The organism is Hydrogenophaga sp. IBVHS2, from assembly GCF_002127215.1.
Lineage (GTDB): Bacteria > Pseudomonadota > Gammaproteobacteria > Burkholderiales > Burkholderiaceae_C > Hydrogenophaga.
Window position 1 is genome coordinate 368,277 of record NZ_NFUT01000002.1, and the last position, 26,824, is coordinate 395,100.

General features: G+C 69.8%; 26 protein-coding genes, 1 tRNA gene and 3 riboswitches. Of the genes, 12 read left to right on the plus strand and 15 right to left on the minus strand.

Features of this window, described 5'->3' with window-relative positions:
- Window positions 1-10: 10 nt before the first annotated feature.
- Together gcvT and CAP38_RS06520 are read right to left on the minus strand one after the other, a co-directional pair.
- Entirely contained in the window at window positions 11-1,147 is a 1,137-nt protein-coding gene (gene gcvT / locus CAP38_RS06515; protein ID WP_256924321.1) for a glycine cleavage system aminomethyltransferase GcvT, read from the minus strand.
- Between the two features lie 66 nt (window positions 1,148-1,213).
- A riboswitch (glycine riboswitch) is annotated at window positions 1,214-1,317 on the minus strand.
- Window positions 1,318-1,329: 12 nt separating this feature from the next.
- A riboswitch (glycine riboswitch) is annotated at window positions 1,330-1,440 on the minus strand.
- A gap of 92 nt (window positions 1,441-1,532) precedes the next feature.
- Window positions 1,533-3,218: an electron transfer flavoprotein-ubiquinone oxidoreductase gene (locus CAP38_RS06520; protein WP_086120209.1), complete on the minus strand. Its 1,686-nt coding sequence runs from the start codon at window positions 3,216-3,218 to the stop codon at window positions 1,533-1,535.
- A 149-nt stretch (window positions 3,219-3,367) separates the two neighbouring features.
- Here CAP38_RS06520 and CAP38_RS06525 point away from each other — a divergent pair, with 149 nt between their 5' ends.
- From CAP38_RS06525 to CAP38_RS06535, 3 genes are read left to right on the plus strand one after another with little or no spacing between them, the layout of a single operon-like run.
- The gene (locus tag CAP38_RS06525) at window positions 3,368-4,150 is read left to right on the plus strand and encodes an SDR family oxidoreductase (protein WP_086120211.1); all 783 of its coding nucleotides are present in this window, start codon (window positions 3,368-3,370) and stop codon (window positions 4,148-4,150) included.
- Window position 4,151: 1 nt separating this feature from the next.
- Window positions 4,152-5,093, plus strand: a complete 942-nt coding sequence (locus tag CAP38_RS06530) for a DMT family transporter (protein WP_306297696.1) — start codon at window positions 4,152-4,154, stop codon at window positions 5,091-5,093.
- An 18-nt stretch (window positions 5,094-5,111) separates the two neighbouring features.
- Complete coding sequence (locus tag CAP38_RS06535) at window positions 5,112-5,534, plus strand: thioesterase family protein (protein WP_086120213.1); 423 nt, start codon at window positions 5,112-5,114, stop codon at window positions 5,532-5,534.
- Between the two features lie 18 nt (window positions 5,535-5,552).
- On the opposite strand, the gene CAP38_RS06540 is transcribed toward CAP38_RS06535, so the two are convergent.
- The gene (locus tag CAP38_RS06540) at window positions 5,553-6,317 is read right to left on the minus strand and encodes a transglutaminase family protein (RefSeq protein ID WP_086120215.1); all 765 of its coding nucleotides are present in this window, start codon (window positions 6,315-6,317) and stop codon (window positions 5,553-5,555) included.
- Window positions 6,318-6,338: 21 nt separating this feature from the next.
- The gene (locus CAP38_RS06545; RefSeq protein WP_086120217.1) at window positions 6,339-6,923 is read right to left on the minus strand and encodes a peroxidase-related enzyme; all 585 of its coding nucleotides are present in this window, start codon (window positions 6,921-6,923) and stop codon (window positions 6,339-6,341) included.
- 126 nt (window positions 6,924-7,049) lie between these two features.
- On the opposite strand from CAP38_RS06545, the gene CAP38_RS06550 reads away from it, so the two are divergent.
- The 3 genes from CAP38_RS06550 to CAP38_RS06560 are packed head-to-tail and all read left to right on the plus strand — an operon-like array spanning window position 7,050 to window position 10,204.
- Window positions 7,050-7,451, plus strand: a complete 402-nt coding sequence (locus CAP38_RS06550) for a carboxymuconolactone decarboxylase family protein (protein ID WP_086120219.1) — start codon at window positions 7,050-7,052, stop codon at window positions 7,449-7,451.
- A gap of 19 nt (window positions 7,452-7,470) precedes the next feature.
- A complete protein-coding gene (locus CAP38_RS06555) occupies window positions 7,471-8,448 on the plus strand; it encodes a Bug family tripartite tricarboxylate transporter substrate binding protein (protein ID WP_086120221.1) in 978 nt (325 codons plus the stop codon).
- Between the two features lie 13 nt (window positions 8,449-8,461).
- Window positions 8,462-10,204, plus strand: a complete 1,743-nt coding sequence (locus CAP38_RS06560) for a hybrid sensor histidine kinase/response regulator (RefSeq protein WP_086120223.1) — start codon at window positions 8,462-8,464, stop codon at window positions 10,202-10,204.
- Here CAP38_RS06560 and CAP38_RS06565 read toward each other — a convergent pair whose 3' ends face one another.
- Together CAP38_RS06565 and CAP38_RS06570 are read right to left on the minus strand one after the other, a co-directional pair.
- The gene (locus CAP38_RS06565; RefSeq protein WP_086120225.1) at window positions 10,205-10,846 is read right to left on the minus strand and encodes a response regulator transcription factor; all 642 of its coding nucleotides are present in this window, start codon (window positions 10,844-10,846) and stop codon (window positions 10,205-10,207) included.
- Window positions 10,847-10,900: 54 nt separating this feature from the next.
- Window positions 10,901-11,455: a PAS and helix-turn-helix domain-containing protein gene (locus tag CAP38_RS06570; RefSeq protein WP_086120227.1), complete on the minus strand. Its 555-nt coding sequence runs from the start codon at window positions 11,453-11,455 to the stop codon at window positions 10,901-10,903.
- Between the two features lie 104 nt (window positions 11,456-11,559).
- Between CAP38_RS06570 and CAP38_RS06575 the strand changes: the two genes are divergently transcribed.
- The 3 genes from CAP38_RS06575 (at window position 11,560) to CAP38_RS06585 (ending at window position 13,687) form a co-directional block, all read left to right on the plus strand.
- A complete protein-coding gene (locus CAP38_RS06575) occupies window positions 11,560-12,267 on the plus strand; it encodes a CoA transferase subunit A (protein ID WP_086120229.1) in 708 nt (235 codons plus the stop codon).
- Window positions 12,268-12,269: 2 nt separating this feature from the next.
- Window positions 12,270-12,908, plus strand: coding sequence for a CoA transferase subunit B (locus tag CAP38_RS06580; RefSeq protein WP_086120231.1), 639 nt, complete (start codon window positions 12,270-12,272; stop codon window positions 12,906-12,908).
- A 29-nt stretch (window positions 12,909-12,937) separates the two neighbouring features.
- Window positions 12,938-13,115: riboswitch (yybP-ykoY riboswitch) on the plus strand.
- Window positions 13,116-13,120: 5 nt separating this feature from the next.
- The gene (locus CAP38_RS06585) at window positions 13,121-13,687 is read left to right on the plus strand and encodes a TMEM165/GDT1 family protein (protein ID WP_086120233.1); all 567 of its coding nucleotides are present in this window, start codon (window positions 13,121-13,123) and stop codon (window positions 13,685-13,687) included.
- A 9-nt stretch (window positions 13,688-13,696) separates the two neighbouring features.
- Here the strand turns inward: CAP38_RS06585 and CAP38_RS15325 are convergent, their stop codons facing one another.
- Entirely contained in the window at window positions 13,697-13,870 is a 174-nt protein-coding gene (locus CAP38_RS15325) for a hypothetical protein (protein ID WP_179188475.1), read from the minus strand.
- An 18-nt stretch (window positions 13,871-13,888) separates the two neighbouring features.
- Window positions 13,889-13,962: transfer RNA gene (locus CAP38_RS06590), tRNA-Gly, on the minus strand.
- Between the two features lie 36 nt (window positions 13,963-13,998).
- Here CAP38_RS06590 and CAP38_RS06595 point away from each other — a divergent pair.
- Window positions 13,999-15,303: an Hsp70 family protein gene (locus CAP38_RS06595; RefSeq protein WP_086120235.1), complete on the plus strand. Its 1,305-nt coding sequence runs from the start codon at window positions 13,999-14,001 to the stop codon at window positions 15,301-15,303.
- A gap of 7 nt (window positions 15,304-15,310) precedes the next feature.
- Here CAP38_RS06595 and CAP38_RS06600 read toward each other — a convergent pair whose 3' ends face one another.
- Together CAP38_RS06600 and CAP38_RS06605 are read right to left on the minus strand one after the other, a co-directional pair.
- Complete coding sequence (locus CAP38_RS06600; RefSeq protein ID WP_086120237.1) at window positions 15,311-16,915, minus strand: gamma-glutamyltransferase family protein; 1,605 nt, start codon at window positions 16,913-16,915, stop codon at window positions 15,311-15,313.
- A 4-nt stretch (window positions 16,916-16,919) separates the two neighbouring features.
- Window positions 16,920-18,398 carry an NAD-dependent succinate-semialdehyde dehydrogenase gene (locus tag CAP38_RS06605; protein WP_086120239.1) on the minus strand — a complete coding sequence of 493 codons (1,479 nt, stop codon included), beginning with the start codon at window positions 18,396-18,398 and terminating at the stop codon, window positions 16,920-16,922.
- A 204-nt stretch (window positions 18,399-18,602) separates the two neighbouring features.
- On the opposite strand from CAP38_RS06605, the gene alaS reads away from it, so the two are divergent.
- A complete protein-coding gene (gene alaS / locus CAP38_RS06610) occupies window positions 18,603-21,251 on the plus strand; it encodes an alanine--tRNA ligase (protein WP_086120241.1) in 2,649 nt (882 codons plus the stop codon).
- Between the two features lie 22 nt (window positions 21,252-21,273).
- On the opposite strand, the gene CAP38_RS06615 is transcribed toward alaS, so the two are convergent.
- From CAP38_RS06615 to CAP38_RS06635, 5 genes are read right to left on the minus strand one after another with little or no spacing between them, the layout of a single operon-like run.
- A complete protein-coding gene (locus CAP38_RS06615) occupies window positions 21,274-22,212 on the minus strand; it encodes a pseudouridine synthase (RefSeq protein ID WP_086120243.1) in 939 nt (312 codons plus the stop codon).
- A gap of 22 nt (window positions 22,213-22,234) precedes the next feature.
- Window positions 22,235-22,963: a tRNA (guanosine(46)-N7)-methyltransferase TrmB gene (gene trmB, locus CAP38_RS06620; protein WP_086120245.1), complete on the minus strand. Its 729-nt coding sequence runs from the start codon at window positions 22,961-22,963 to the stop codon at window positions 22,235-22,237.
- A gap of 24 nt (window positions 22,964-22,987) precedes the next feature.
- Window positions 22,988-23,866, minus strand: coding sequence for a tRNA glutamyl-Q(34) synthetase GluQRS (gene gluQRS / locus CAP38_RS06625; protein ID WP_086120247.1), 879 nt, complete (start codon window positions 23,864-23,866; stop codon window positions 22,988-22,990).
- A complete protein-coding gene (locus tag CAP38_RS06630) occupies window positions 23,863-24,981 on the minus strand; it encodes an NAD(P)/FAD-dependent oxidoreductase (RefSeq protein ID WP_086120249.1) in 1,119 nt (372 codons plus the stop codon). Before CAP38_RS06630 ends, gluQRS begins: the two co-directional genes overlap by 4 nt.
- Window positions 24,982-25,031: 50 nt before the next feature.
- Complete coding sequence (locus tag CAP38_RS06635; RefSeq protein ID WP_086120251.1) at window positions 25,032-25,982, minus strand: LysR family transcriptional regulator; 951 nt, start codon at window positions 25,980-25,982, stop codon at window positions 25,032-25,034.
- A gap of 132 nt (window positions 25,983-26,114) precedes the next feature.
- Between CAP38_RS06635 and CAP38_RS06640 the strand changes: the two genes are divergently transcribed.
- Window positions 26,115-26,816 carry a pirin family protein gene (locus CAP38_RS06640; RefSeq protein ID WP_086120253.1) on the plus strand — a complete coding sequence of 234 codons (702 nt, stop codon included), beginning with the start codon at window positions 26,115-26,117 and terminating at the stop codon, window positions 26,814-26,816.
- The last annotated feature ends 8 nt before the right edge of the window (window positions 26,817-26,824 follow it).

The window sequence follows — 26,824 nt, forward strand, 5'->3', positions numbered from 1 at the left end:
AAACCGGCGTTCAGCCGCGGTGATAACGATTGGGCACGAAGGGCATGGCGCTCACGCGCATGGGCACCGGCTTGCCGCGCACGATGGCCAGCACCCGGGTGCCGACAGCGGCGTGCGAGGGTGGCACCATGCCCATGGCAATCGGCGTCTGGGTGGTGGGGCCGAGCAGGCCGCTGGTGACCTCGCCCAGGCTCTGGCCGGCTTCGTCCTGCAGGGGGGTGTGTTCGCGCACCGGCACGCGCTCTTCGGCCACCAGGCCCACGCGCACGCGGGCGAGCGGCACGGTGCCGTCGAGCTGGCCCAGCACCACCTCGGCACCGGGGAAGACGCCGGCCCGTGCACCACCGGTGCGGCGCACCTTCTGCAGCGCCCAGTTCAGGCCGGCTTCGACGGGGGTGATGCCGGGGTCGATGTCGTTGCCGTGCAGGCACAGACCGGCTTCCAGCCGCAGCGAGTTGCGTGCACCCAGACCCACCGGCTTGACTTCGGGTTGCGCCAGCAGGGCGCGGGCAAAGGCGTCGGTGACGTCGGCCGGCAGCGAGATCTCGAAACCGTCCTCGCCGGTGTAGCCGCTGCGGGTCACGAACAGGTCGGCCCCGTTCCAGACAAAGGCCGCGCCGGTCATGAACACCAGCGCCTCCACGCCGGGCAGCAGGCGCTGCAGCGCGGTCACGGCCTGCGGGCCTTGCAGGGCCAGCAGGCCCCGGTCGAACTGGGCGGTGATCTGGCAGCGCTGACCGATGCGTGCCTGCAGGTGGGCCAGATCGGCCTGCTTGTTGGCGCCGTTGACCACCAGGAACAGGTCGCCACCGCCAGCGATGTCGCGGTTGACGAACATCAGGTCGTCCAGGATGCCGCCCTGCTCATTGAGCAGCAGGCCGTAGCGCTGGCGGTTGACGCCCAGGCCGATCACATCGACCGGCATCACCGACTCCAGGGCGGCTGCAGCGTCGGCGCCACGGATCGAGATCTGGCCCATGTGCGATACATCGAACAGGCCGGCGGCGCTGCGGGTGTGCAGGTGCTCGGCCATCAGGCCGGCGGGGTATTGCACCGGCATGCTGTAGCCGGCGAACGGCACCATGCGGGCGCCGAGTTCAAGGTGCAGTGCGTGCAGCGGGGTGTGGAGCAGGGCAGGGTCGGACACGGCAGCGGGATTCCAGGCGGGCAGGCCCTGACGGGCGAAACACGGCCCACCCCCGGTGCTGCCGTGTGCTGCCCCACTGTCCGCTCTACCTGAGAGATTCGCCCGGGCGATGCCGCGCTTGCTCCTTCGGTGGGCCGCATCGGGTGCGGCCTCTCTCCAGGGGGGAACAGCCGCCTCGCGGCGGCTGGCTGCCAGTCCTTTTGCCTGAGCGTTCAGGGCCTCGTTCCCGGGGAAGCGGACCTCCTGCGCCTTCGGCGGCCCCGGCTGGCGGGGCTCTCTCCTGACAAGCCCTGAAGTTTATCCGACGATTCGCCGCCGGGCCGCCCCAAGGCGAATCAGCCCCCTCGGGGGGAAGCGACCCGCGCAGCGGTGGAGCGTGGGGGCGTCACATGCCGGCGTAGTTGGGGCCGCCACCGCCTTCGGGGGTCACCCAGACGATGTTCTGGGTCGGGTCCTTGATGTCGCAGGTCTTGCAGTGCACGCAGTTCTGGGCATTGATCTGCAGGCGGTCGGCCCCGTCGTCGGCCTTGAAGTATTCGTACACGCCGGCCGGGCAGTAGCGGCTCTCGGGTCCGGCGTACCTGGCCAGATTGATCTGCACCGGCACCGTGCTGTTCTTGAGCGTCAGGTGGGCCGGCTGGTTCTCTTCGTGGTTGGTGTTGGACACGAACACGCTGGAGAGCCGGTCGAAGGTGAGTTTGCCGTCCGGCTTGGGGTAGCTGATCTGCGGCATCTCGGCCGCCGGGCGCAGGCGGGTGTGGTCCGCCTCGGTGCGGTGGATGGTCCAGGGCGGGCTCTTCATGCCGAGCTTGGGCAGCAGCCACTGCTCGATGCCGGTCATGAGCGCACCCACGGTGTTGCCCTTCTTGAACCACTGCTTGAAGTTGCGCGAGCCTTCCAGTTCTTCCTTGAGCCAGCTCTGCTCGAAGGCGGCCGGGTAGGCCTCGAGCTCGTCGCCGCTGCGGCCGGCCACCAGGGCGTCGAAGGCGGCTTCGGCGCACAGCATGCCGGTCTTGATGGCCGCATGGCTGCCCTTGATGCGGGCGGCGTTCAGGTAGCCGGCGTCACAGCCCACCAGGGCGCCGCCGGGGAACACGGTGCGCGGCAGGCTCAGGATGCCGCCGGCGGTGATGGCGCGGGCACCATAGCCCAGTCGCTTGCCGCCCTCGATGTGGGCGCGGATGGCCGGGTGGGTCTTCCAGCGCTGCATTTCCTCGAACGGGCTGAGCCAGGGGTTCTGGTAGTCCAGGCCGGTGACGAAGCCCAGGGTGACCTTGTTGCCTTCCAGGTGGTACAGGAAGCCGCCGCCGTAGGTGCTGTTGTCCATGGGCCAGCCGGCGGTGTGCACCACGCGGCCGGGCTGGGCCTTCTCGGGCGGCACTTCCCAGAGTTCCTTGATGCCGATCGCATAGCTCTGCGGGTCCTTGCCGGCATCGAGCTGGAAGCGGGCGATCAGCTGCTTGCCCAGGTGACCGCGCGCACCTTCGGCGAACACGGTGTACTTGGCCAGCAGCTCCATGCCGAGCTGGAAGCTGTCGGTGGGCTCGCCGTCCTTGCCCAGGCCCTGGTGGCCGGTGGCCACGCCGCGCACCGAACCATCGTCGGCGTACAGCACCTCGGCCGCGGTGAAGCCCGGGAAGATCTCCACACCCAGGGCCTCGGCCTGCTCGCCCAGCCACTTGGTGACGGCACCCAGGCTGATGACGTAGTTGCCGTCGTTGTGGAAGCAGCCCGGCACCAGCCAGTCGGGCGTGCGGGTGGCCGAGTGCTCTTTCAGGAACAGCACGTCGTCGCCGGTCACCGGCTGGTTCAGCGGGGCGCCGCGTTCCTTCCAGTCGGGGAAGAGCTCGGTGATGGCGCGCGGGTCCATGACGGCGCCCGAGAGGATGTGGGCGCCCGGCTCGGAGCCTTTCTCCAGCACGCACACGCTCACCTCATGGCCACGCTCGGCGGCGAGCTGCTTGAGGCGGATGGCGGTGGACAGGCCGGCCGGGCCGCCACCGACCACCACCACGTCGTATTCCATGGCCTCCCGGGGACCGAACTGGGCCAGGATCTCGTCGTGCGTCATGGGGGATCTCGCAGAGAATAAGGGGGTTGATCGGACACCGGCGGGCGTATGCCCCTGTCACCGGCCGGACCGCATTCTATGCGGCGCCCGCACAAAATCGAACGGTCGTTCTTATTTTCCCCTTCCTTCAACGTCCCAGGAGACCTTCCATGGCCTACACCCTCGACCTCTCCGGCCGCGTGGCCCTGATCACCGGCGCCTCCGGCGGCCTGGGCGAGCAGTTCGCCAAGACCCTGGCCCAGGCCGGGGCCGCCGTGGTGCTGGCCAGCCGCCGCACCGACCGGCTGATGAACCTGCGCGCCCACATCGAAGCCGCCGGCGGACAGGCCCATGTGGTGGCCATGGACGTGACCGACCTGGCCTCCATCAAGGCGGCGGTGGCGCATGCCGAGACCGAGGTCGGGCCGATCGACATCCTGATCAACAACTCCGGCGTGAGCACCACCCAGCGCCTGCAGGACGTGACCGAGGAAGACTACGACTTCGTCTTCAACACCAACACCCGGGGTGCCTTCTTCGTGGCCCAGGAGGTCGGCAAGCGCATGCTGGCGCGGGCCAAGGGCGCCGCGCCGGGCACCTACGTGGGCGGGCGCATCATCAACATCGCGTCCATGGCCGGCCTCAAGGTGCTGCCGCAGATCGGCGTGTACTGCATGAGCAAGGCGGCCGTGGTGCACATGACCCGCGCCATGGCCACCGAGTGGGGCCGCTTCGGCATCAATGTGAACGCCATCTGCCCGGGCTACATCGACACCGAGATCAACCACCACCACTGGCAGACCGAGCAGGGCCAGAAGCTGATCGCCATGCTGCCGCGCAAGCGCGTGGGCACGCCGGCCGACCTGGACGCGCTGCTGGTCATGCTGTGCTCGGCCGAAAGCCATTTCATCAACGGCGCGGTGATCGCCGCCGACGACGGGTTTGCGGTCTGACATGACGGCTTCCGTCCTGAACCGTCCTGCCGGCTGGCCGCCGGGCATGCCGCTGGGCATTGCGGCCGGCCTCGGGGCGGGCGCCTTCTGGGGCACCACCTTCGTGGCCCCGCTGATCGCGCCGGGCTTCAGCTCCATCGACCTCACCGTGGGCCGCTACCTGTCGTGCGGGCTGCTGGCCCTGCTGCTGCTGGTGTGGAATGCACTGCGCGGCACGCTGCAGCGGCCGACCTGGTCGCAGGCGGGTGCGGCGGTGTGGCTGAGCGTGCTGGGCTACACCGGCTACTACCTGCTGCTGGTGCTGGCCATTCAGGCCGCCGGTGCAGCCCTGCCGGTGCTCATCATCGGCACCATCCCGGTGGCCATCATGCTGCTGGGCAAGCCGCAGGGGCTGCGCTGGCGGGCGCTGGTGCCCGGCCTGGTGCTCACCCTGGCCGGCATGGCGCTGATGATGGGCGAGACCACCCACGGCGGCACCGAGGGAGCGGGCAGCGTGCTGTGGGGGGTGGTGCTGGCCGCCATGGCCATGGCCTGCTGGACCGCGTTCGGCCTGCTGAATGCGCGTTGGCTGGCGCGCCACCCGGAGGTCAATTCCACCGTCTGGGCCAACTGGCTGGGCGTGGCGGCCGGCCTGGGGGCGCTGGGGATCTGGGCCGTGGCCGGCACACCGCTGCCCGAGCTGATGGCCCGCCCGGGTTTCGGCACCTTCGTGCTGGTGTGCGTGGTGACCGGCATCGGTGCGGCCTGGATCGCCTCGGTGCTGTGGAACATGGCCAGCCGCCGGCTGAGCGCCAGCCTGGCCGGACAGCTCATCGTGAGCGAGACCGTCTTCGGCCTGATCTACGCCTTTGCCTGGAAGGCCGCGTGGCCCGCGCCGCTGCAGTGGACCGCCTGCCTGCTGTTCGTGCTGGGCATCGTGGCCTCGATCCGGGCCCACCGCTGAACCCGACCCTGCCCCGACATGAAACTCGAACTGCCTGCCCACCGCCGCGAGGTGTTCCGCATGGTCATCCCCATCCGCTGGGGCGACATGGACGCCATGGGCCATGTGAACAACACGGTGTACTTCCGTTACCTCGAGACGGTGCGCATCGAGTGGATGCGCAGCATCGGCTGCGAGCCCGACCCGCGCGGCGAGGGGCCGGTGATCGTCAATGCCTTCTGCAATTTCCACCGCCAGCTCGAATACCCGGGCGAGGTGCTGGCGGTGATGTCGGTCAGCGACCCCGGGCGCAGCAGTTTCGAGAGCTGGTGCACCCTCTCGCGCACCGACGATCCCGACACGGTCTATGCCTCGGGTGGCGCCACCACGGTGTGGGTGGACTTCCCGAACCAGAAATCGGCGCCCCTCCCCGAGCGCATGCGCCGGCACCTGCAGGACTGACCGTCCCGTCAGGCGGCGTCAGAGGCTGCGCTGGATCTCCACCGGCTCGCGGGCCATGGTGCGCAGCACATGCACCCGCTGGTTGACCCGGCGGGCGCCCAGCATCCACACCATGCGGCTGCTCCAGCCCAGTTTGCTGCGCACCTCGTCGGTGGAGCTGTAGAAGCTGTAGGGGTCGTCGTAGCAGCCCCAGTCGCGCACCGGCAGGCTGCGTTCGTCCCCGGCCACGGTGGGAGACAGTGCGTCGGTCTGGCCGTCCCAGTCGGTGGCGCCGTCCAGATGCAGACCGTAGCCCAGCGTGCGGCCCTCCAGCGAGAGCTGCGTCCGGCAGGCTTCCACCAGGGGCGGGTCCATCACATGGCTGTCGAAACGCACCCAGCGGTCTTCCAGCCACACCTCCACCTGGCAGTGCTCCACCGGGTTCTGGCCCAGATCGATGATGCCCTGCAGGAAGTCGGACTTGAGCGACACCAGCCGCAGCCGTGCCGGCAGGCCGATGGCCCGCAGCAGCGCCACCAGCAGCGTCGACTTGGTGTGGCAGTCGCCCCGGTTGAGGCGCAGCACGGTGAGCGCCGGCACGCCGGTGCCGTCGCCCACGCAGCCGAACGGCATCTGGCGCACATGGCGGAACAGGGCCAGGGCCTTGTCGTGCGGGCGGTAGCTGAGCTGCGTCAGCCGGACCGCCAGCAGGCGCAGGCGCGGATGCTTCCACTCCAGCTGGGGCGTGTTGCCCAGCCACTGGCGCGGGTCGTCGTCAAGGGCTCTGGCCTGGGCAGTGGTCAAGTCGGTGGCTCCGGTGGCGGGTCAGCGTGGCTTGGGTTGGCGGCCCATCAGGTAGAACTCGGGGTTGGGCATCATGCCGCTGAAGCTGGCCATGCGGTTGGACAGGCCGAAAAAAGCCGTGATGGCGGCAATGTCCCAGGCGTCCTCGTCGGTGAAGCCGTGGGCGTGCAGGGCATCGATGTCGGCGTCCTCGATGGCGTGCGACTGCTGGCAGACCTTCATGGCGAAGTCGAGCATGGCGCGCTGGCGCGGGCTGATGTCGGCCTTGCGGTGGTTGACGGCCACCTGATCGGCCACCAGCGGCTTCTTCTCGTAGATGCGCAGGATGGCGCCGTGGGCCACCACGCAATAGAGGCACTGGTTGGCGGCGCTGGTGGCGGTGACGATCATCTCGCGCTCCCCCTTGGTCAGACCGCTGGTGCGGCCCACCGTCTCGGGGGTCATGAGGGCGTCGTGGTAGGCGAAGAAGGCCCGCCACTCGGCCGGTCGGCGTGCCAGGGCCAGGAACACGTTGGGCACGAAGCCGGCTTTTTCCTGCACCTCCAGCACCCGGGCCTTGATGTCGTCGGGCAGGTCGTTGATGTCGGGGGCGGGGTAGCGGCTCATGGGGTCTCCTGGGGCAGGTCGCGGGTTGTCGGACAGGTGTCGCGATTCTGCCTTCGGCGGTTGGCCGGGTGGGTCGCCTGCGTTATCGTTGCCGCCGATCCCGACACCCACCCCTTTCAGCCCGCCATGTCCATTCCCCAACCCCCCGCCGGCTCCGATCCCGAATTCGAACGCGGCCTGGCCATGCGCCGCCAGGTCATGGGCGACGCTTTCGTCGAGGCGGCTTTTGCCGGCATGACCCCGTTCACCGAACCCATCCAGCAGCACATCACCCGCAAGGCCTGGGGCGATGTGTGGCAGCGCGGCGGGCTCGACCTGAAGACCCGCAGCCTGGTCACCGTGGCCATGCTCACCGCCCTGGGCCGGCAGAACGAGCTCAAGGGCCATGTGCGCGGCGCCCTCAACAACGGCGCCACGCCCGAGGAGCTGCAGGAGGTGCTGCTGCAGGCCGCCGTGTACTGCGGCGTGCCCACCGCGGTCGAAGCCTTCCGCACCGCTGCCGGTGTGGTCGAAGACCCGTCCCGTTGAACCTTTCAGGAGATTTCCGATGCGCTTGCACCCGACCCGCCGCCGCCTGCTGGCCACCGCCGCCAGCCTGACCCTGGCCCTGCTGTCCGTTACCCCGCTGCACGCCCAGACGCCACTGCGGGTGCTGGTGGGCTTTCCCCCCGGGGGCGGGACGGATGCCATCGCCCGCATCCTGGCGGAGCGCCTGAAGGACGAGCTGGGCCAGCCCGTGGTGGTGGAGAACAAGCCCGGTGCCGGCGGCCAGCTGGCGGCCCAGGCGCTGAAGGCCGCCGCGCCCGACGGCAACACCGTCTTCCTGAGCCATGACCACAGCGTCACCATCCTGCCGCTGACCATGAAGAACCCCGGGTTCGACCCCGCGCGGGACTTCGTGCCGGTGGCCGGATTCGCCACCTTCGTCAATGCGGTGGCCTTGTCGGGCGGCACGCCGGCCGCCGATCTCAAGGGCTGGATTGCCTCGGTCAAGGCCGGTGGTGGCAAGAGCACCGTGGGCATTCCGGCACCGGCTTCCACGCCGCAGTTCGCGGTGCAGGTGCTGGGCCAGCAGAACGGCCTGGACCTGGTGGCGGCGCCCTACCGGGGCAGCGCACCCATGATGGCCGACATGCTGGGCAACACCATCCCGGCCGGCGTGGGCTCGGTCCCCGACTTCATCGAGAACCACAAGGCCGGCAAGCTGCGCATCGTGGCGGTCATGGGCACCCAGCGCCAGGCCCAGCTGCCCGATGTGCCCACCTTCACCGAACTCGGCATCAAGGGCTTCGAGGATGTGCCGTACTACGGCCTGTTCGCGCCGGCCGGCACGCCGCGCGCCGCACTCGACCGCCTGAGCACCGCCCTGCAGAAGACCCTGGCCCAGCCGGATGTTCGTGACCGCCTCACCGCCATGGGCCTGAGCGTGGCGCACAGCAGCGGCGAGCAGCTGGCCGGCCGCGAGGCCGCCTACCGCCAGGCCTGGGCCCGCATCATCCGGGACAGCGGCTACCAGCCCCAGTGACGCGCACCGACGCATGAGCATCGACGCCCGGGTGCGGGCTGAGCAGATCCGTGCCCAGTACGCCAGCATGCCGGCGTCCTTCCTGGGCAGCGTCTTCTCGTCCACCACCTACCTGCTGGCGGCCCACAGCGTCATTCCGACCTGGCAGTGGGTGCTGTGGGCCGGATTGATGCTGGCGCAGGCCATCGGCCGCGGACTGTTGTGGCGGGCGTACCGGCGTGCGGCACCGGGCGTGGAGGACACCGACCGCTGGGCACGGTGGGCCATCGCCGGCTCGGCCGCATCGGGCTGCATCTGGGGCCTGGGCACCTGGCTGGTCTTCCCGGCCGGACACATCGAGTACCAGCTGTTCTTCATGTTCCTGATCGCCAGCATGGGGTCGCTCTCGGCCATTGCCTCGGCGTCCTACCTGCCGGCGTTCTACGCCTACACCTTTCCCACCATCCTGCCGATCGCGGTGGCCCTGGTGTTCCAGGAGGCACTGATGCTGCGCATCCTGGGCCTGATCAGCCTGGGTTACCTGCCCGTCATCAGCACCTTCGCCCACAACCTGGGGCGCTCGGTCATCGAGTCGTTCCGGCTGCGCTTCGAGAACCTCGATCTGCTGCGGGAGGTCACCCTGCGCAAGGAACAGGTGGAGGAGGCCAGCCGCGAGAAGTCGATGTTCCTGGCCGCCGCCAGCCACGACCTGCGACAGCCCCTGCACGCCCTGGCCCTGCAGACCCACCTGCTGCAGTCGGCGGTGCTGCCGCCGCCGCAGCAGCGGGTGGTGGCCGACATGCGCGGCTCCATCCAGGCCATGACCGGCCTGTTCGATGCCTTGCTGGACATGTCGCGGCTGGATGCGGGCGTGATCCCGGTGCGGCCTGCACCGCTGTTGCTGGCCGATGTCTTCGCCCGGCTGGACACCGAGTTCGGGCCGGCAGCCCGCCAGCGCGGGCTGCGCCTGCGCTGGCGGGGAGGCGGATTGACCGTGCGCACCGACGGCCACCTGCTGGCCTCGTTGCTGGGCAACCTGGTCTCCAATGCCATCCGCTACACCGAACGCGGCGGCGTGCTGGTGGCAGCCCGCCGGCGCAACGGGCAGATCCGCATCGAGGTGTGGGACAGCGGCGTGGGCATTTCGGGCGATCAGCAGCGCGCGGTCTTCAAGCCGTTCTTTCAGGTCGGCAATGTGGAGCGGGATCGGTCCAAGGGGCTGGGGCTCGGGCTGGCCATCGTCGAACGACTGGCCCGCCTGCTGGCCGCCCCGCTGGAGCTCAGCTCACGTCCGGGCCAGGGCACGCGTTTCTCGATCACCCTGCCTGCGGCCGGCGATGCGGTGCCGAGCCCGGCCCGGGCCACCGTGCCGACGCCACCGGGCCAGGGACAGCTGGCCGGTGCCGTGGTGCTGCTGGTGGACAACGAGGTCGAGATCCGCGCCGCCATGGATGCCCTGCTGGCCTCGTGGCAATGCGAGGTCATCACCGCGTCCGGCATGGACGATGCCATGGTGCGCGCGGCGGCCATGACGCGGGCCCCCGATCTGCTGGTGTGCGATTACCGGCTGGGTGCTGCTGCCAACGGGCTGGAGGTGATCGAGCGCATCCGCGACGAGTTCAATCAGCCGGTGCCGGCCCTGGTGATCACCGGCGATACCGGCGCCGACGTCCTGCACGCGGTGCAGGCCGCCCAGTGCGCCATCCTGCACAAACCGGTCGACCCTGAAACGCTGCATCGCACCCTGAGCAGCCTGCGCCCGGCGACCGGCCCCTGATCAGTCCGGTGCCGGCAGGTCCTGGCGCACCAGGTGCAACCGGCGGGCCGCCAGTGCCGCCTGCGTGCGGTTGACCACCTGCAGCCGTTCGAAGATGGCGGTCACGTGCGCCTTGACCGTCTTCTCCGAAATGTCGAGCTGCTGCGCGATGACCTTGTTCGACAGCCCCTGGCACACCGCCTCCAGCACCTCCAGCTGCCGGGCACTCAGACCGTGCTGGGCCGATGGGGCGTCCGGTGCCGCCACCCGGCCGTGCTGGCGCGTGATCAGCACCCGTTCTCCGCGCGAGAGGGCCTGCAGCCCGCCGATCAGCTCCTGGGGCTGCGCCGCCTTGGACATGAATGCCTGCGCACCAGCCGCCCAGGCCGCCTCCTGATCGGGCGGGTGGTCGTTGGCCGAAATGACCGCCACCGCGCTGCCCGGCAAGGCGCTCACCAGACAGCGGATGGCGCCGGCACCGCTGGTGTCCGGCAGCCCGGGGTCCAGCAGCACCAGGGAGGGCGGCGGATCGGACCCGGCATGGACCATGGCTTCCGCCAGACTGCGGGCGGGCAGGATCTGGTGGTCCGGCAGGGCCTGTACAGCCATCTGCACCAGGCCGTCCAGCATCAGCGGATGGTCGTCGACAACAAGCAGCTTCATGGACCGCCGCAGTATAGGTAGCCCGGTGCCGGCCCCGCAAACCGGGGTTTTTTGTCAGCCCCCCAGCAGCCGGTGCACCAGATCGGGCGTGCTGTGGGCGCGGTACTTGCGCATCAGGCGGGCCCGGTGCACCTCCACCGTGCGGTGGCTGATGGCCAGCAGCTTGCCGATCTGCTTGCTCGTGAGGCCGTCCATGAGCAGGGCGGCCACCTCGCGTTCGCGGGCGGTCAGCTCGGCCTTGACCGGGCGGCGCTCGGACAGGTCCTCGAAGCTCCAGATGCCGGCGGCATGCGGCGCGCTGCGGTCCACCGCACGGCCGGTCACGTGGCACCAGAAGGTCTCGCCGGCCTGGGGCCCGCCCACCCGCTTCATGATGCGGTCGTCGCCATAGGTGCCGCTGCGGCCCAGCAGGGGCGCCATGCGGGCGCCCAGCCGCTCGTACTCGTCGGCGCTGGGGTAGAGGATCTGGAAGCTCTGGCCCACCAGCTGGTCGCGGCTGGCGCCGAACATGTCGCACAGCGCCTGGTTGCAGTCGACCATGGTGCGTTCGCGCGAGAGAGCCAGCCCCACCGGGGCGAGGTCGAAGGCCAGGCGGTAATCGACGGTCATCGGGACGCAGGAAGGGGAGGGGTTGTTCTTTACGAAATACTACGTAGCGCTTTACGTAGTATCGTGCGGGATTGCCCCTTCCACCGTTTCACAGGAGCCAGTCCTTGAACAAGATTTTCCCGAGCGCCGCCGATGCGCTGAAAGACATCGTCGCCGACGGCCAGCTCATGGCCGTGGGCGGCTTCGGTCTGTGCGGCATTCCCGAGGCCCTGATCGACGCCCTGCGCGACAGCGGCGTCAAGGGCCTGACCGTCATCTCCAACAACGCCGGCGTCGACGGTTTCGGCCTGGGCAAGCTGCTGGAGACGCGCCAGATCAAGCGCATGATCTCCAGCTACGTGGGCGAGAACAAGGAGTTCGAGCGCCAGTACCTCGCCGGCGAACTCGAGCTGGAGTTCACCCCGCAGGGCACGCTGGCCGAGAAGCTGCGCGCCGGCGGCGCCGGCATCCCGGCCTTCTTCACCAAGACCGGCGTGGGCACCATCGTGGCCGAGGGCAAGGAGCTGCGCGAGTTCGACGGCGAGACCTACGTCATGGAACGTTCGCTGGTGCCCGATGTGTCGCTGGTCAAGGCCCACCGGGCCGACCGCAGCGGCAACCTGCAGTTCCGCTACACCGCCCGCAACTTCAACCCGGCCGCTGCCATGGCCGGCCGCATCTGCGTGGTCGAGGTCGAGGAGATCGTCGAGACCGGCGCCATCCACCCCGACCAGGTTCACCTGCCGGGCGTGTATGTGCACCGCATCGTGCACAACCCGAACCCCGAAAAGCGCATCGAGAAACGCACCCTCACCGAAAAGGCAGGAGTCTGACCATGGCCTGGACCCAAGACCAGATGGCCGCCCGCGCGGCCCACGAACTCGAAGACGGTTTCTACGTCAACCTGGGCATCGGCATTCCGACCCTGGTGGCCAACCATGTGCCCTCCACCAAGGAGGTCTGGCTGCAGAGCGAGAACGGCATGCTGGGCATCGGCCCGTTCCCGACCGAGGACGAGGTGGACGCCGACCTGATCAACGCCGGCAAGCAGACCGTGACCACGATCGCCGGCAGCAGCATCTTCGGCAGCGAGCAGAGCTTTGCCATGATCCGCGGCGGCAAGATCAACCTCTCCATCCTGGGCGCCATGCAGGTCAGCGAGCAGGGCGATCTGGCCAACTGGATGATCCCGGGCAAGATGGTCAAGGGCATGGGCGGCGCCATGGACCTGGTGGCCGGCGTCAAGCGTGTCATCGTGCTCATGGAGCATGTGGCCCGCAAGAAGGACGGCACCGAGGACCTCAAGATCCTGCCCAAGTGCACCCTGCCGCTGACCGGCGTGGGCGTGGTCGACCGCATCATCACCGACCTGGGCGTGATGGACGTCACCCCCGAGGGCCTCAAGCTGGTCGAGCTGGCGCCCGGCGTCACGCGCGAGTTCATCCAGTCGAAGACCGGCGTCACGCTGATCTGAGCGTCATGCCCCGGCGGGTATACTCCCGCCACCTCGTCATTGGGGAGTAGCCGCCCGGCGCGCCATGCGCCGGGGCACGCGTCAACAGACTTGGCCTTCCGGCCATGGCGCGTGCAGCTTCCAGCCTGGCAAGACCTTTGACCGCATCGCCTCCACCGTGGCCGGGGAGGCGCTGCGGTCATTGCGTCCGCACCGGCCCATGGAGTCCCGTCTTGGAAGCCTTCCTCCTGTCCACCGGCATCGTCGCCCTCGCTGAAATGGGCGACAAGACCCAGCTGCTTTCGCTGGTGCTGGCCGCCCGTTTCAAACGCCCCTGGCCCATCGTGGCCGGCATCTTCGTGGCCACCGTGCTCAACCATGCGCTGGCCGGCGCGGCCGGTGCCTGGCTCATGGCCGCCATCGGCCCGCAGGTGATGCGCTGGGTGCTGGGGATCTCCTTCATCGCCATGGCGGTGTGGATGCTCATCCCCGACAAGCTCGACGACGATGACGCGCCCTCGCGCAGCCACTTCGGCGTGTTCGCGGCCACCACCTGGGCCTTCTTCCTGGCCGAGATGGGGGACAAGACCCAGATCGCCACCGTGGCCCTGGGTGCGCAGTACGAACCGCTGGTGGCGGTGGTGATCGGCACCACGCTGGGAATGATGCTGGCCAATGCGCCGGTGGTGTTCTTCGGCGATGCCATCACCCGCAAGGTGCCGATCCGCGCGGTTCATGCGGTGGCGGCACTCATCTTTGCGGTGCTGGGCCTGCTGGCCCTGCTGGGCGTGGGAACCTGAGGCCGGGTCTCAGTGGTCGGCAGCCGGCGGGGCAGACGGCTCGGCGCCGTCATCGTCGGTCCGGGCAGCGGGTTCGGCGGCCGGAAAACACATCTTCTCGCCGTCCCAGCGCTGCCCGCACCAGCAGAAGCCTTCGGCGTTGATGATGCAGGTGCCGGTACCGCAGCAGCGGGGATCTTCCATGGCCAGGCCTCGATTGAGTGGAGCGGGTGAAGGGAATCGAACCCTCGTATGAAGCTTGGGAAGCTGCCGTTCTGCCATTGAACTACACCCGCGCGACCCGGATTCTAGCGACTAGAATCCGCCCCCTCATGCCGATCGACCCCCGTCTGTTCTGCGCCGTCGACTTCGGCACCTCCAATTCCGCCATCGCGGTGCCCACGGCGGACGCCGGCATGGCGCTGGTGGCCCTGGAGGCCGGGCAGGTGACCATGCCCACGGCCGTGTTTTACCGGGTCGAGGGGCTGGCCGGCCATGAGCCACCCGAACGCATCTACGGCCGGGCCGCGCTGGCGGCCTACCTGGAAGGCCAGGAAGGCCGCCTCATGCGCTCCATGAAGAGCATCCTGGGCTCCACCCTGGCCGACCAGAGCACCGATGTGGGCGAAGGCCGGGCCGTGCGGTACCGCGATGTCATTGCAGGCTACCTGCAGCGGCTCAAGACCCTGGCCGAGGAGCGGACCGGGGCGCCGCTGGAGCGGGCGGTGCTGGGCCGGCCGGTGTTCTTCGTCGACGGTGACCCGCAGCGCGACGCCCAGGCCCAGCAGGCGCTGGAAGACGCCGCCCGGGCCTGCGGTCTGACCGAGATCAGCTTCCAGTTCGAGCCGATTGCGGCGGCGCTCGACTTCGAGCAGACCACCGACCACGAAGCGCTGGTGCTGGTGGCCGACATCGGCGGCGGCACCTCCGACTTCTCGCTGGTGCGGGTCGGACCCCGGCGGCGGGATCGGCTGGACCGCCGCGACGACATCCTGGCCAACCACGGGGTGCACATCGCCGGCACCGACTTCGATCGCCAGGTCGAACTGGCCGCCATCCTGCCGGCCTGCGGCTACCGCGCACTGGGGCCGACCCGGGCCGACGGCGCCCCGCCGCGCGAGGTGCCCAGCCGGGTCTACTTCGACCTGGCCACCTGGCACCTGATCAACACCGTGTACACCCCGCCGCGCAGGGCCGAGCTGCAGCGCATGAAGGGCTTCTACGGCCAGCCCGAACACCACCGGCGGCTGATGCAGGTGGTGGACGAGCGCCTGGGGCATGCCCTGCTGACCCGGGCCGAGGACGCCAAGATCGCGGTGGCCGAGGGCGGTTCTGCCTCCATCGATCTGGCCCTGCTGGCGCCGGGGCTGCAGGTGCCGTTCGACGCGACCCGCGCGCTGGAGGCACTCGACGCCGACCTGGACCGCATAGCCCAGGCGGTGGACGTGACGCTGCAGATGGCCGGCGTGTCGCCGGAGGCGGTGGAGGTGGTGTATTTCACCGGCGGCTCCACCGGCTTTGCTCCACTGACCCGCCGCATCGGCCAACGGCTGCCGGCCGCGCGGGCGGTGCACGGGGACCGCAACGCCAGCGTGGCGAACGGTCTGGGCGTGCACGCCCGGCGGTTGTTCCGTTGAACCGGACTCAGTAGCCCACGGCCTGACCGTCGCGGCGCGAGTCGCTGGCGGCGGCATAGCCGTCCTGCAGGTCGTCGCTCAGCCGGGCAATGAACTGGCCGCTGCCGAAGTCGAGGTAGGCGTCGGCGGCGGGCTCGAAGCGGTGACCCAGGGCCTTGAGGCCTTCGCGCAGTGCGGGCGCCATGGTGGGCTCGAAGTCCACGTCCAGCCCCTGGCCCCATTTCCAGCGCGGCGCGTCGCAGGCGGCCTGCGGCTGCTGACCATGCACCAGCATGCGCACCAGCGTCTGCACATGGCCTTGCGGCTGCATGTTGGCGCCCATGACGCCGAAAGCCATCACCGGCTGACCATCGCGGCTCAGGAAGCCGGGGATGATGGTGTGGAACGGCCGCTTGCCCGGCGCCACCTGGTTGGGGTGGCCGTCCTGCAGGGTGAAGCCATGGCCCCGGTTCTGCAGGCTCACGCCCCAGCCCGGTACCACCACGCCGCTGCCGAAGCCCAGGTAATTGCTCTGGATGAAGCTCACCATGCGGCCCTGTGCGTCGGCCGCGTTCAGGTACACCGTGCCCCCGCGCGGCGGGTGACCGGCACCCGGGTCGATGGCGCGCCGGGGGTCGATCAACCGGGCGCGTTCGCGCAGGTAGGCGGGGTCGAGCAGGTCGGCGGCCCGCACTTCGGTCATGAAGCGCTCGTCGGCCACCCAGCGGTAGGTGTCGGCAAAGGCCAGCTTGATGGCCTCGATCTGCAGGTGGGCGCTCTCCACGCTGTCGGGCCCGAAACGGCCGATGTCGAGCTGCTCCAGCATGCCCAGGGCCATCAGCGCCGCAATGCCCTGGCCATTGGGCGGCAGCTCGTGCACCGTGTGGCCGGCAAAGCCGGTGTGGATGGTGTCGACCCACTGCACCTGGTGGGCGGCGAGGTCGGATGCACGCAGTTGTGCGCCGTGCTCGCGGGCGAAGGCGTCGATGGCCTGGGCCACCTCGCCCCGGTAGAAGGCTTCGCCCTTCGTGGCGGCGATGGCGCGCAGGGTGCGCCCGGCATCCGGGAAGGCAAACCGTTCGCCCACCCGGGGTGCGCGGCCCCGCGGCATGAAGGCCTGGGCGAAACCGGGCTGGTCCTGCAGCTGCGGCACGGCGCGGGCCCATTTGTCGGCCACCACCGGGCCCACCGCATAGCCGGCCTCGGCCAGTTCGATGGCGGGCTCCAGCAGGTCGGCAAAGGGCAGCGCGCCGAAGCGCTCCGACAGCGCCACCCAGCCCGCCACCGCGCCGGGCACGGTGACCGCATCGAAGCCACGCAGCGGAATCTTGCCGTGCTTGTTCCGGAAGTAATCCGGCGTCCAGGTGGACGGGGCCACGCCGCTGGAATTCAGGCCGTGCAGCCGCTGGCCGTCCCAGACGATGGCGAAGTTGTCGCTGCCCAGTCCGTTGGAGCAGGGCTCCACCACGGTGAGCGCGGCCGCCGCCGCGATGGCGGCATCGATCGCGTTGCCGCCCTTGATCAGCATGCGCAGCCCGGCCTGTGCCGCCAGCGGCTGCGACGTGGCCACCACGTTGCGCGCCAGCAGCGGTGCGCGCGAGACCGGGTAAGGGTTGTGCCAGTCGAATTTCATGCGGTCACTTCAGCACATCGCCGACGCAGAGGTATTTGATCTCCACATAGTCGTCCATGCCGTGGTGCGAACCCTCGCGGCCCAGGCCCGACTGCTTCACGCCGCCAAACGGCACGTGCTCGGTGGCCAGGATGCCCACGTTGATGCCCACCATGCCGTATTCGAGTGCCTCGCTCACGCGGAAGATGCGGCCCACGTCGCGGCTGTAGAAGTAGCTGGCCAGACCGAACTCGGTGTTGTTGGCCGCCGCTATGGCTTCCTGCTCGGTCTGGAACTTGAACACCGGGGCCAGCGGGCCGAAGGTCTCCTCGCGGGCGCACAGCATGTCGCCCTTGGCGTCGGCAATGACGGTGGGCTGGAAGAACTGGCCCGGCAGCTTCTGGCCGCCGGTGACCACGCGGCCGCCCTTGGCCACGGCGTCGTTCACATGGCGCTGCACCTTGTCGACCGCGGCGTCCTCGATCAGCGGGCCCTGCACCACGCCGTCGTCGAAGCCGTTGCCCACCTTGAAGGCGGCCACGCGGGCGGCGAACTTCTCCACGAAGGCGTCGTACACGCCGGCCTGCACATACAGGCGGTTGGCGCACACGCAGGTCTGGCCGGCGTTGCGGTACTTGCTGGCAATGGCGCCTTCCACGGCGGAGTCGATGTCGGCGTCGTCGAACACGATGAAGGGCGCGTTGCCGCCCAGCTCCAGGCTGAGCTTCTTGACCGTGGGCGCGCTCTGCGCCATCAGGATGCGGCCCACTTCGGTGGAGCCGGTGAAGGAGAGGTGGCGCACCACGTCGCTGGCGCACAGCACCTTGCCGATGGCGATGCTCTGCTCGCTGTCGGCGCTCAGGATGTTGATGACGCCGGCCGGAATGCCGGCGCGCACCGCGAGTTCGGCCGCGGCCAGCGCGGTCAGCGGGGTGAGCTCGGCCGGCTTGATGATCACCGGGCAGCCGGCGGCCAGGGCCGGGGCCACCTTGCGGGTGATCATGGCCAGCGGGAAGTTCCAGGGCGTGATGGCGGCGCACACGCCGATGGGCTGCTTGAGCACCAGCAAGCGTCGGTTGTTGTCGAAGGTGGGCAGGGTCTCGCCGTTGACGCGCTTGGCCTCTTCGGCAAACCACTCCACGAAGCTGGAGCCGTAGGCGATCTCGCCCTTGGCCTCGGGGTAGGGCTTGCCCTGCTCGGCGGTCAGGATGCGGGCCAGATCGTCCTGGTTGGCCATCAGCAGGTTGAACCAGGCGCGCAGGATGTTGGAACGCTCCTTGGCGGTCTTGTTGCGCCAGCCGGCCCAGGCGGCGTTGGCCGCATCGATGGCGGCCTGCGCGTCGGCCGGGCCCAGGTTGGCCACGTCGGCCAGCTTCAGGCCGGTGGCCGGGTCCAGCACGTCGAAGCGGCTGCTGCCCGTGACCCACTGGCCGTTGATCAGGCCGTCGGTCTTGAGCAGGCTGGGGTCCTTGAGCAGGGCCAGGGGCGAGGTTTTCATGTCCATGGGGTGTCTCCGGTCGGTGGGTGGCGCAGGCTGGCCGGGCGCCAGTGCGGAATCCGGCAGGATAGCCCGGGCCGGACGACCCTGCAGTACCGGTGGTGACCCGCCGCGCCGGGCCACTGGAAGTGTTGGAAAATAGCGGGCTTTGACGCCGCCGGGGTGCCCCCGGGGGCATCAGCCCACCTCCGCTCCATTGCCAAGGCCACCATGACCCGTCCCGCCTCTGTCGCCGACATCCGCAAGACCTTCCTGGACTTCTTTGCCGCCAAGGGCCACACCGTGGTGGCGTCCAGCCCCCTGGTGCCGGGCAACGACCCCACGCTGATGTTCACCAACTCCGGCATGGTGCAGTTCAAGGACGTGTTCCTGGGCACCGACAAGCGCAGCTATGTGCGCGCTGCATCCGTCCAGGCCTGCCTGCGCGCCGGCGGCAAGCACAACGACCTGGAGAACGTGGGCTACACCGCGCGCCACCACACCTTCTTCGAGATGCTGGGCAACTGGAGCTTCGGCGACTACTTCAAGAAGGAAAGCCTGAACTGGGCCTGGGAGCTGCTGACCCAGGTTTACAAACTGCCGGCTGACCGGCTGTACGCCACGGTCTACCAGGAAGACGACGAGGCCCATGCCATCTGGGAAGACATCTTTGTGAAGGCCGGCTGGACCCCCGAGCGCGTCAAGCAGGAGGGTCGCATCATCCGCATCGGCGACAACAAGGGCGGCCGCTACAAGAGCGACAACTTCTGGATGATGGCCGACACCGGCCCCTGCGGCCCCTGCAGCGAGATCTTCTACGACCACGGTCCCGAGATCCCCGGCGGCCCGCCGGGCAGCCCGGACGAGGACGGCGACCGCTTCATCGAGATCTGGAACAACGTGTTCATGCAGTTCGACATGAAGGAAGACGGTTCGGTCACGCCGCTGCCCGCGCCCTGCGTGGACACCGGCATGGGCCTGGAGCGGCTGGCCGCCATCCTGCAGCATGTGCACAGCAACTACGAGATCGACATCTTCGATGTGCTGATCAAGGCCGCCGCCCGCGAGACCGGCACCACCGACCTGAGCAACCCTTCGCTCAAGGTGATCGCCGACCACATCCGCGCCACCGCCTTCCTCATCAGCGACGGCGTGATCCCCAGCAACGAAGGCCGCGGCTATGTGCAGCGCCGCATCGTGCGCCGCGCCATCCGCCACGGCTACAAGCTGGGCCAGAAGACCCCGTTCTTCCACAAGCTGGTGCCCGACCTGGTGAAGATGATGGGCGAGGCCTACCCCAACCTCGCCAACCAGGCCCAGCGCATCACCGAGGTGCTCAAGGCCGAGGAAGAGCGCTTCTACGAGACCCTGGCCAACGGCATGGAGATCCTGGACGCCGCCCTGGCCGACGGCGCCAAGGTGCTGCCTGGCGACGTGGCCTTCAAGCTGCACGACACCTACGGCTTCCCGCTCGATCTGTCGGGCGATGTGTGCCGTGAACGTGGCCTGAGCGTCGACGAAGCCGGCTTCCATGCAGCCATGGAGCGCCAGAAGGCCCAGGGCCGTGCCGCCGGCAAGTTCAAGATGGACAAGGCGCTGGAGTACACCGGTGCCGGCAACACCTTCGTGGGCTACGAGCACCTGGAGGCCCCGGCCAAAGTGGTGGCCCTGTACCTCGACGGCACCCCGGTGACCGCGCTGAAGGCCGGCCAGCAGGGCGTGGTGGTGCTCGACACCACCCCGTTCTATGCCGAGAGCGGCGGCCAGGTGGGCGACGAAGGCGAACTGGTGGCCGGTGCGGCCCGCTTCGTGGTGGAGGACACCCAGAAGATCCGCGCCGACGTGTTCGGCCACCACGGCAGCGTGGCCCAGGGCACGCTGGCGGTGGGCGATGCGGTCAATGCCCGCGTCAACACCACGCTGCGCGCGGCCACCGTGCGCAACCACAGCGCCACCCACCTGATGCACAAGGCCCTGCGCGAGGTGCTGGGCGACCACGTGCAGCAGAAGGGCTCGCTGGTGAACGCCGATCGCACCCGCTTCGACTTTGCCCACAACGCCCCGGTGACCGATGCGCAGATCCGCCAGATCGAGGCCATCGTCAACGCCGAGATCCTGGCCAACGCCGCCACGCAGGCCCGCGTGATGGAGATCGAGGCCGCCAAGGCCACCGGCGCCATGATGCTGTTCGGCGAGAAGTACGGCGACACGGTGCGCGTGCTCGACATCGGCAGCAGCCGCGAACTGTGCGGCGGCACCCATGTGGGCCGCACAGGCGACATCGGCCTGTTCAAGGTGGTGGCCGAGAGCGGCGTGGCCGCCGGCGTCCGCCGCATCGAGGCGGTCACCGGCGCCAACGCGCTGGCCTACCTGCAGTCGCTGGAGTCCACCGTGGCCCAGGCGGCCGGGGCGCTCAAGGCCTCGCCGGCCGAACTGCAGGCCCGCATCGGCCAGACGCTGGAGCAGGTGCGCGCCCTCGAGAAGGAAGTGGCGGCCCTCAAGGGCAAGCTGGCCTCCAGCCAGGGCGACGAGCTCATGGCCCAGGCCGTCGACATCAAGGGCATCAAGGTGCTGGCCGCCGTGCTGCAGGGGGCCGATGCCAAGGTGTTGCGCGACACCCTGGACAAGCTCAAGGACAAGCTCAAGACCGCGGCCATCGTGCTGGCGGCGGTGGACGGCGGCAAGGTGCAGCTGGCCGCCGGCGTCACGGCGGACAGCACCGGCAAGGTCAAGGCCGGTGAACTGGTCAATTTCGTCGCCCAGCAGGTCGGCGGCAAGGGTGGCGGCAAGCCGGACATGGCCATGGCCGGCGGCACCGACGCCTCGGGACTGGACGCGGCGCTGAAGTCGGTGCAGGGCTGGGTGGCCGAGCGGGCCTGACCCCGCGGTGGGGCCGGGGACGTCAGTCCGCCGGCCAGTCCAGCGCCTGCCGGCTCTCGAAGCGCCGGGCCTGCCCGGTCACCGGGTCGGTGAAGGCGATGGCCTGCGCCAGCAGGCGCAGCGGTTCGGAGAAGTCCTCGACCTCGTTTGGTCCGCGCCGCACCACCGGGTAGAACTGGTCACCCGCCAGCGGCCGCCCCAGCGCGGCCATGTGCACCCGCAGCTGGTGCCGCTTGCCGGTGACCGGCTCCAGCGCGTACCGCGCCCAGCGGCCTTGGCGCTCCTGTTCGGTGATGCGGGTCTCGCTGTTGGGCTCGCCCGGCACCTCGTGCATGCGGAAGAAGCCGCCAGGGTCTTCCTCGATGCGGCTGCGGCGCACGTGGCCTTGCAGCAGCGGCAAACCGTCGGGGCAGGGCGCGATGGCCTGGTACTGCTTGTCCACCTCACGGTCGCGGAACAGCGCCTGGTAGGCATCGCGGTCCTGTGGCCGGATGCTGAACACCACGATGCCGGCGGTCTCGCGGTCGATGCGGTGCAGCGGGCTCAGGGTGTCGATGCCGGTCTGCCGCTTGGCCCTCACCAGCAGGCTCTGCTGCACATAGCGGCCGGTGGGCACCACCGGCAGGAAGTGCGGCTTGTCCATCACCAGCAGATGGGCGTCCTGGAACAGCACCGAGGCCTCGAACGGGATGGGCTGCTCATGGTCCAGCCGGCGGTAGTAGTACAGCCGCTCGCCCGGGATGCAGGGGCTGTCGGCGCTGCGGGGCCGGGCGGTGTCGTCCAGCACCTCGCCCTGGCGCAGGCGGTTGGCCCAGCCTTCGCGGTCCACGGCGCACAGGCGATCGGCCAGGAAGTCCAGCACCGTGGGCCAGGGGCAGGGCTTGTCGTGCGGCACGGCCACGCAGCTCGGCGACACGCCGTCGCGGGCCGGTACCAGGGGGTTCTTGGGCCGGTGTGCCATGCCGGGCCGCCGTGTCAGCGGGTCAGACGCGGGACCAGACCAGGTCCCACACGCCATGGCCCAGCTTCAGGCCCCGGTTCTCGAACTTGGTGAGCGGCCGGTAGTCGGGCTTGGGCGCGTAGCCGCCCAGGGCCGGGTCGGCGGTGTTGCGCAGCAGGGGTTCTGCGGCCAGCACCTCGACCATCTGTTCGGCATAGGGCTGCCAGTCGGTGGCCAGGTGCACATAGCCGCCGGGCCTGAGCTTGTGGGCCAGACGGTTCACGAACGGACCCTGGATCAGCCGGCGCTTGTGGTGCTTGGTCTTGTGCCAGGGGTCGGGGAAGAAAATGTGCACGCCGTCCAGGCTGCCGTCGGCCAGCATGTGGTCCATCACCTCGACCGCGTCGTGCCGCACGATGCGGATGTTCTCCAGGCCGTTGTCGCCGCAGAGCTTGAGCAGGGCGCCCACGCCGGGCTCGTGCACCTCGCAGCACAGGAAGTTGTCCTGCGGCCGCACGCCGGCAATGTGGGCGGTGGCGCCGCCCATGCCGAAGCCGATCTCCAGCACCGTGGGTGCCTGGCGGCCGAAGGTGGCGGCCAGGTCGAGCGGCTGCGGTGCGTAGGGCACCATGAAGCGCGGGCCGAACACCTCGTAAGCCCGTGCCTGGCCGGCGGTGGTGCGACCGGCCCGCAGCACATAGCTCTTGACCACGCGCAGGTGCTCCACGTCGGTGGGGGCGGGGCGGGGCAGGGCGTGTCGGGGGTCGGTCATGGCGGGCGGGCAAAGCCTGCGATTTTAGGTGGCCGCGCACCAGGCGGCCTGCCAGGCCCGGGTCCACAGCGCCAGCGCCTCGGCCACGCCGCCGCCGGCCGGCGGCAGGCCCAGCACGCTGGCGGCCGACTGCAGCGCGGCCAGCGGATCGCTCAGGTCGAGCGCTGCGGCACCGTTCTGCTTGCTCAGCTTCTCGCCGTTGGGCCCCAGCACCAGCGGTACATGGTGATAGCCCACCGGCGGAAGATCCAGGGCGCGCTGCAGCAGGATCTGGCGCGGCGTGTTGTCGGCCAGGTCGGCGCCGCGCACCACATGGCTGATGCCCTGCTCGGCGTCGTCCACCACCACGGCCAGCTGGTAGGCCCACAGGCCGTCGGCGCGGCGCAGCACGAAGTCGCCCACGTCGGCAGCCACATCCTGCTGCTGCGGCCCCAGGCGGGCATCGAGCCAGTGCACCGTGGCGGCATCGGGCAGGCGCAGCCGCCAGGCGCGGGCCTGGCGGCCCTGCAGACCTGGGCGGCAGGTGCCGGGGTAGACGGCGGCCTGATGCCGTTCCCGGGGGCGTCCAGCGGCGGCCAGCGCGGCTTCGATGTCGCTGCGTGAGCAGGCACAGGGGTAGGCCGAACCGGTGGAGAGCAGGCGCTCCAGCGCCGCCTGATACCGATGGCCGCGTTGCGATTGCCAGCTCACCGGTTCGTCCGGCGTCAGGCCGCAGGCGGCGAGCTGCTGCAGGATGAATCCATCGGCCCCCGGCACGCAGCGTGGTGTGTCGACGTCCTCGATGCGCACCAGCCAGACGCCGCCACGCGCACGGGCATCGAGCCAGCTGGCGAGTGCGGCCACCAGGGAACCGGCGTGCAGCGGCCCGGTGGGCGACGGCGCGAACCGGCCGCGCGGCTTCACGCCATGGCCAGGGCCAGTTCGAGGCCCGAGACGAAGGCGTCTTCCACCCGGTGGCCCAGGCACCAGTCGCCGCACAGGCCGATGCCCAGTGCCGGGTCGATCAGGTGCGAACGGCCCAGCGGGGTGCGGGTCTGGGCATAACGCCAGCGGTGCACCACCGCGTGGGTGGGCGTGGCACGGATGCCGGTGATCTCGGCAAAGCCCTTGAGCAGCTTGGCCTTGACGCGCTCTTCGTCGTCTTCGAGGTGGCGGGTCGACCAGTCGGGGCTGGCCTGCACCGTCCAGCGCTCGATCGGGTCCCGCGCCGGCTTGCTCGATTCACGGGCCAGCCAGCTGATGCGGTGGTGGGTGCTGCGCGCGGCATTCCATTGCGGGCCCAGGTGCGGCAGGCCCGGCTGCATGGCCTGCGGGTAGGCCACCATGAGCGTCCAGCACGGGGCCACATGCACCGGTGCCAGCGCCTGCCGCAACTCCGGTGCCAGGCCGGAGGCCAGCAGCAGGTCGTGCACCTGCGGGTGGGGAATGGCCAGCACCACCTGGTCGAAGCCGCCGAGCACGCGCTGACCGCCCTCGGCATCCTCGGCCCGCAGCTGCCACTGCTGCGGGTGCAGGGCGTCACGTTCGATCTGGGTCACACGCACCTGCACCAGCGCCTGCGCCGGCAGGCCGCCGTGCTGTTCGGGCCGGGCGATCGGTTGCGCCCACAGCGCCACCAGGGCGTTCATGCCCGGCGTGGCCACGAAGTGCGGTTCGGTGGGAGGCGGGGCGCTGGCCAGCACGTGGCCGAATTCGTCGAGCACGCGCACCGTGCTGGCGCTCCAGGGTCGCACCACACTGGTGGCGGTCAGCCGCAGCACCTGCTCGAAGCGCGCATCGCGCACGGTGAAGTACTGGGCGCCATGGTCGAAGCCGCCGAACTCGGTGCGGCGGGTCGACATGCGGCCGCCGAAGCCCCGGCTCTTCTCGATGAGCGTGACGCGGTGGCCGGCCTGCAGCAGGGTGCGGGCGCAGGTCACGCCCGCCATGCCGCCACCGATGACGGCGATGTGCCGCAACGGCGCAGCGGCCGCGGCAGGGATGGACTTGGGAGCGCGGGTGGGCCGGCGAGTGGTCATGGTGGCGTGCGGGGTGTGTTCAGGGGTGGAGCCGAATGTAGCAGCGGCCTTCAGCTCTGGTGGTGGTTGTGCAGCAGGGCATGGCGGGTTTTGGGGTGCTGCAGCCGCTCCAGCCACCACTGCAGGGCGCGGCCGGCACCCTGCGGGCCGGTGTCCTGGCGCCAGGCGTAGGCGGCGCGCTGGGTGCGCGAGGTGCGCTGCAGCGGCTTGACCACCAGCCGCCCGGCGTCGATGTAGGGCTGGGCCAGCGGTTGCGGCAGGAAGCCCACCGCCAGCCCGCGCAACTGGGCTTCGAGCTTGTGCTGCATGGTGGGCACGGTGAGCACATCCTGGCCCGGTTGCAGGTTGTGGGTGACGCCGCGGCCGCGCAGCGTGCTGTCGGCCACCGCCACGGCGCGGTGGCGGCGCAGCTCGTCGTCCGACAGCGCGTGGGTGGCGGCCGCCAGCGGGTGGTGGGGCGCCACCGCGTACACGAAGGGCACGCTGCCCAGCGGCGCCACCTGGATGCCCGGTATGGCCAGCTCCACCGACACGCCCAGGGCCAGGTCGGCCGCGCCGCTCTGCAGTGCCTCCAGCGTGCCCGAGAGCGTCTCGGCCCGCAGCCGCAGCCGGGTGGGTGCGCCGGTGGCATAGAAGGCCTCGCACAGCTCGAACAGGGTGCCGCGCGCGATCAGCGCGTCGGCGGCAATGGAGAGTTGCGGCTCCCAGCCGGTGGCCACCCGCCGCACCCGCTGGGCCACCGCATCGAGTTCCTGCAGCAGGTGCTCGCCCGACCGCAGCAGTTCGGCACCGGCGGGGGTGAGCACCGCACGCCGGGCGCTGCGGTCGAACAGCAGCACGTCCAGCGCATCCTCGATCTGGCGGATGCGGTAGGTCAGGGCGCTGGGCACCATGCCGAGCTCGCGCGCTGCAGCCGCCATGCTGCCCAGGCGCGAGACCGCTTCCAGCAGGGCCAGGTTCTCGGCCGACAGGGCGGACCGGGGCGATGCGGTGGCAGGCATGGCAGCTCCTTTCATTCAAACGGTTTGAATGATGCCATCAAAATCATGCAGCCGATTTGGCTGCGCGTATCTCCAGAATCGAGCCCATCGACAGCGGGGAATCGTCCCCGCCACCCTCTCAGGAGACCCGCCATGCTGATCGTCCGCCGTTCCGAAGCCCGAGGCCATGCCGACCACGGCTGGCTGCGCAGCCAGCACTCGTTCTCGTTTGCCGATTACTTCGACCCGCAGTGGATGGGCTGGGGCAACCTGCGCGTCATCAACGAAGACCGCATCGCCCCCGGCACCGGCTTCGGCACCCACGGCCACCGCGACATGGAGATCGTGAGCTATGTGCTGCAGGGCAACCTGGCCCACAAGGACAGCATGGGCAACGTGGAAGGCATCCCGCCCGGCGAGGTGCAGCGCATGAGCGCCGGTACCGGCGTGATGCACAGCGAGTTCAACCATGCCCCGAACAGCGAGACGCACTTCCTGCAGATCTGGATCGAGCCCGATGTGCGCGGCATCCCGCCGAGCTACGAACAGAAGGCCTTTGCCGATGCCGAGAAGCGGGGCCGGCTGCGCCGTGTGGCCTCGCCCGATGCGGCCGACGGTTCGGTCAAGCTGCATGCCGACGCCAGCATCTACGCCGGCCTGTTCGATGGCGCCGAGTCGGCCCGTCTGGCGCTGAACCCGGCCCGCAAGGCCTATGTGCACCTGGTGCGTGGCGAGCTGTCGGTGAATGGGCAGGCGCTCAAGACCGGCGACGCGGTGGCGGTGCGCGACGAGTCGCAGCTGGTGCTGGACCATGCCCGCGACGCGGAAGTGCTGGTCTTCGACCTGGCCGCCTGAGCCGAGGG